Consider the following 5072-nt stretch of genomic DNA (forward strand, 5'->3'; position numbering starts at 1 on the left):
GGCCAGTTCTTTAACAAACAAACAACCGATAAGTGTGGGCGCTTGATAGCGGATGCGGAAGACTTCGGTCTTTTAGCTTACAAGTTATAAAGTGCTCGCACAGTAAAACATGTTGGTTATGTCTTCGGATGTAACCAGTCAGTTTTCTGAGAGTGAGCGACCGCTCGAAAGAGCGAGGTTTCAGCAGGCAACTGCGCGGAACCACACAGGTATTAAACTGAAGAGTTTGATCCTGGCTCAGATTGAACGCTGGCGGCATGCCTTACACATGCAAGTCGAACGGCAGCACGGGAGCAATCCTGGTGGCGAGTGGCGAACGGGTGAGTAATACATCGGAACGTGCCCTGTCGTGGGGGATAACTAGTCGAAAGATTAGCTAATACCGCATACGACCTGAGGGTGAAAGCGGGGGACCGYAAGGCCTCGCGCGATAGGAGCGGCCGATGTCTGATTAGCTAGTTGGTGGGGTAAAGGCCCACCAAGGCGACGATCAGTAGCTGGTCTGAGAGGACGATCAGCCACACTGGGACTGAGACACGGCCCAGACTCCTACGGGAGGCAGCAGTGGGGAATTTTGGACAATGGGGGCAACCCTGATCCAGCAATGCCGCGTGTGTGAAGAAGGCCTTCGGGTTGTAAAGCACTTTTGTCCGGAAAGAAATYCCTTGCCCTAATACGGCGGGGGGATGACGGTACCGGAAGAATAAGCACCGGCTAACTACGTGCCAGCAGCCGCGGTAATACGTAGGGTGCGAGCGTTAATCGGAATTACTGGGCGTAAAGCGTGCGCAGGCGGTTTTGTAAGACAGGCGTGAAATCCCCGAGCTCAACTTGGGAATGGCGCTTGTGACTGCAAGGCTAGAGTATGTCAGAGGGGGGTAGAATTCCACGTGTAGCAGTGAAATGCGTAGAGATGTGGAGGAATACCGATGGCGAAGGCAGCCCCCTGGGACGTCACTGACGCTCATGCACGAAAGCGTGGGGAGCAAACAGGATTAGATACCCTGGTAGTCCACGCCCTAAACGATGTCAACTAGTTGTTGGGGATTCATTTCTTCAGTAACGTAGCTAACGCGTGAAGTTGACCGCCTGGGGAGTACGGTCGCAAGATTAAAACTCAAAGGAATTGACGGGGACCCGCACAAGCGGTGGATGATGTGGATTAATTCGATGCAACGCGAAAAACCTTACCTACCCTTGACATGCCACTAACGAAGCAGAGATGCATYAGGTGCTCGAAAGAGAAAGTGGACACAGGTGCTGCATGGCTGTCGTCAGCTCGTGTCGTGAGATGTTGGGTTAAGTCCCGCAACGAGCGCAACCCTTGTCTTTAGTTGCTACGCAAGAGCACTCTAGAGAGACTGCCGGTGACAAACCGGAGGAAGGTGGGGATGACGTCAAGTCCTCATGGCCCTTATGGGTAGGGCTTCACACGTCATACAATGGTGCGTACAGAGGGTTGCCAACCCGCGAGGGGGAGCTAATCCCAGAAAACGCATCGTAGTCCGGATCGTAGTCTGCAACTCGACTACGTGAAGCTGGAATCGCTAGTAATCGCGGATCAGCATGCCGCGGTGAATACGTTCCCGGGTCTTGTACACACCGCCCGTCACACCATGGGAGTGGGTTTTGCCAGAAGTAGTTAGCCTAACCGCAAGGAGGGCGATTACCACGGCAGGGTTCATGACTGGGGTGAAGTCGTAACAAGGTAGCCGTATCGGAAGGTGCGGCTGGATCACCTCCTTTCACTTAGGATTGAGCGTTTGCCTTTGGCCTTGGCCAAGACGTTGCGAGACCAAGTCTCGCACGGCTGTTCTTTAACAATATGGGATGTAGTAAAGGTGTCGTGAGCGTTGATGAGACGCTGCAGTAAAACACGATACCGGGTTGTGATTGTATCAACCGAAATGTATTTAAGTGATCGAAAGATGACTTGGAATACGGCACAAATGCGAGAACTCATCCTGTAGCAGGTCAGGGAAGCGAACGCGGCGAACTGAAACATCTAAGTAGCTGCAGGAACAGAAATCAACCGAGATTCCCAGAGTAGTGGCGAACGAAATGGGAAGAGCCTTGTACTCTTTAGCAGCATTGTTAGCAGAACGGGATGGAAAGCCCGGCCATAGCAGGTGATAGCCCTGTATGCGAAAACAGCGTTGTGGAACTAGGTGTACGACAAGTAGGGCGGGACACGTGAAATCCTGTCTGAAGATGGGGGGACCATCCTCCAAGGCTAAATACTCGTGATCGACCGATAGTGAACCAGTACCGTGAGGGAAAGGCGAAAAGAACCCCGGGAGGGGAGTGAAATAGATCCTGAAACCGCATGCATACAAACAGTCGGAGCCTGGAAACGGGTGACGGCGTACCTTTTGTATAATGGGTCAGCGACTTACATTCAGTGGCAAGCTTAACCGATTAGGGAAGGCGTAGCGAAAGCGAGTCCGAATAGGGCGTTCAGTCGCTGGGTGTAGACCCGAAACCAGACGATCTATCCATGGCCAGGTTGAAGGTGCGGTAACACGTACTGGAGGACCGAACCCACTAACGTTGAAAAGTTAGGGGATGAGCTGTGGATAGGGGTGAAAGGCTAAACAAGTCTGGAAATAGCTGGTTCTCTCCGAAAACTATTTAGGTAGTGCCTCGTGTCTCACCTTCGGGGGTAGAGCACTGTCATGGTTGGGGGGTCTATTGCTGATTACCCCGCCATAGCAAACTCCGAATACCGAAGAGTGCAATCACGGGAGACAGACATCGGGTGCTAACGTCCGGTGTCAAGAGGGAAACAACCCAGACCGCCAGCTAAGGTCCCTAAGATTGGCTAAGTGGGAAACGAAGTGGGAAGGCTAAAACAGTCAGGAGGTTGGCTTAGAAGCAGCCATCCTTTAAAGAAAGCGTAATAGCTCACTGATCGAGTCGTCCTGCGCGGAAGATGTAACGGGGCTAAGCCAGTCACCGAAGCTGCGGATGCGTGCATTCCTTTAAGTGCACCTTGCTTGTCGATGCGCAGCATCGACAAAGCGCCCAACAGAGATCGTTGGGATGCAAGTAGAGTGGATTTAAAGGAGTGCACGCATGGTAGGAGAGCGTTCTGTAAGCCTGTGAAGGTGTCTTGTAAAGGATGCTGGAGGTATCAGAAGTGCGAATGCTGACATGAGTAGCGATAAAGGGGGTGAAAAGCCCCCTCGCCGTAAGCCCAAGGTTTCCTACGCAACGTTCATCGGCGTAGGGTGAGTCGGCCCCTAAGGCGAGGCAGAGATGCGTAGCTGATGGGAAGCAGGTTAATATTCCTGCACCGTCGTATGATGCGATGGGGGGACGGATCGCGGAAGGTTGTCCGGGTGTTGGAAGTCCCGGTCCCTGCATTGGAGAAGGCGCTTAGGCAAATCCGGGCGCGGAATTCAAGGATGTGGGGCGAGCGGCCTAGTGCTGCGAAGCAATTGGAAGTGGTTCCAAGAAAAGCCTCTAAGCTTCAGTCATACGAGACCGTACCGCAAACCGACACAGGTGGGCGAGATGAGTATTCTAAGGCGCTTGAGAGAACTCGGGAGAAGGAACTCGGCAAATTGGTACCGTAACTTCGGGATAAGGTACGCCCTTGTAGCTTGACTGGCCTGCGCCAGGAGGGTGAAGGGGTTGCAATAAAATGGTGGCTGCGACTGTTTAATAAAAACACAGCACTCTGCAAACACGAAAGTGGACGTATAGGGTGTGACGCCTGCCCGGTGCCGGAAGATTAAATGATGGGGTGCAAGCTCTTGATTGAAGTCCCGGTAAACGGCGGCCGTAACTATAACGGTCCTAAGGTAGCGAAATTCCTTGTCGGGTAAGTTCCGACCTGCACGAATGGCGTAACGATGGCCACACTGTCTCCTCCCGAGACTCAGCGAAGTTGAAGTGTTTGTGATGATGCAATCTCCCCGCGGCTAGACGGAAAGACCCCATGAACCTTTACTGTAGCTTTGCATTGGACTTTGAACCGATCTGTGTAGGATAGGTGGGAGGCTTTGAAGCGTGGACGCTAGTCTGCGTGGAGCCGTCCTTGAAATACCACCCTGGTTTGTTTGAGGTTCTAACCTTGGTCCGTGAATCCGGATCGGGGACAGTGCATGGTAGGCAGTTTGACTGGGGCGGTCTCCTCCCAAAGTGTAACGGAGGAGTTCGAAGGTACGCTTGGTACGGTCGGACATCGTACCTAAAGTGCAATGGCAAAAGCGTGCTTAACTGCGAGACCGACAAGTCGAGCAGGTGCGAAAGCAGGACATAGTGATCCGGTGGTTCTGAATGGAAGGGCCATCGCTCAACGGATAAAAGGTACTCTGGGGATAACAGGCTGATACCGCCCAAGAGTTCATATCGACGGCGGTGTTTGGCACCTCGATGTCGGCTCATCTCATCCTGGGGCTGTAGCCGGTCCCAAGGGTATGGCTGTTCGCCATTTAAAGAGGTACGTGAGCTGGGTTTAAAACGTCGTGAGACAGTTTGGTCCCTATCTGCCGTGGGCGTTGGAATCTTGACGGGGGCTGCTCCTAGTACGAGAGGACCGGAGTGGACGTACCGCTGGTGTACCTGTTGTCTCGCCAGAGGCATCGCAGGGTAGCTATGTACGGAAGAGATAACCGCTGAAAGCATCTAAGCGGGAAACTCGCCTGAAGATGAGGATTCCCTGGAGCCTTGAGCTCCTTGAAGGGTCGTTCGAGACCAGGACGTTGATAGGCTGGGTGTGGAAGCGCAGTAATGCGTTAAGCTAACCAGTACTAATTGCCCGTAAGGCTTGATCCTATAACCAGTGTGTTTCTACCTGGTGTGAGTGTCGCGTGCCGCTGCCCAGCAGCTAGGCCGATACGCACAACCCCTACTACATCCCTATTCGCTGCGTTGAGCAAACCTCAGCGCGGCCACCGTTTATGCCTGGTGACCATAGCGAGTTGGAACCACCCCTTCCCATCCCGAACAGGACCGTGAAACGACTCCACGCCGATGATAGTGCGGATACCCGTGTGAAAGTAGGTAATCGCCAGGCTCTCCCTTGAAACCCCCCAGTACGAAAGTACTGGGGGGTTTTGCTTTTG

Annotated in this window: 3 rRNA genes; all 3 read left to right on the forward strand. The window is 53.2% G+C overall.

The window, feature by feature from the left end:
• Positions 1-214 precede the first annotated feature (214 nt).
• A 16S ribosomal RNA gene (locus tag AC1DS3_RS36800) occupies positions 215-1746 on the forward strand.
• Between the two features lie 150 nt (positions 1747-1896).
• Positions 1897-4782, forward strand: a 23S ribosomal RNA gene (locus AC1DS3_RS36805).
• A 128-nt stretch (positions 4783-4910) separates the two neighbouring features.
• Positions 4911-5023, forward strand: a 5S ribosomal RNA gene (gene rrf, locus AC1DS3_RS36810).
• The 16S, 23S and 5S rRNA genes sit together here, the layout of an rRNA operon.
• The last annotated feature ends 49 nt before the right edge of the window (positions 5024-5072 follow it).

This window comes from Cupriavidus sp. 01L46 (assembly GCF_056399905.1).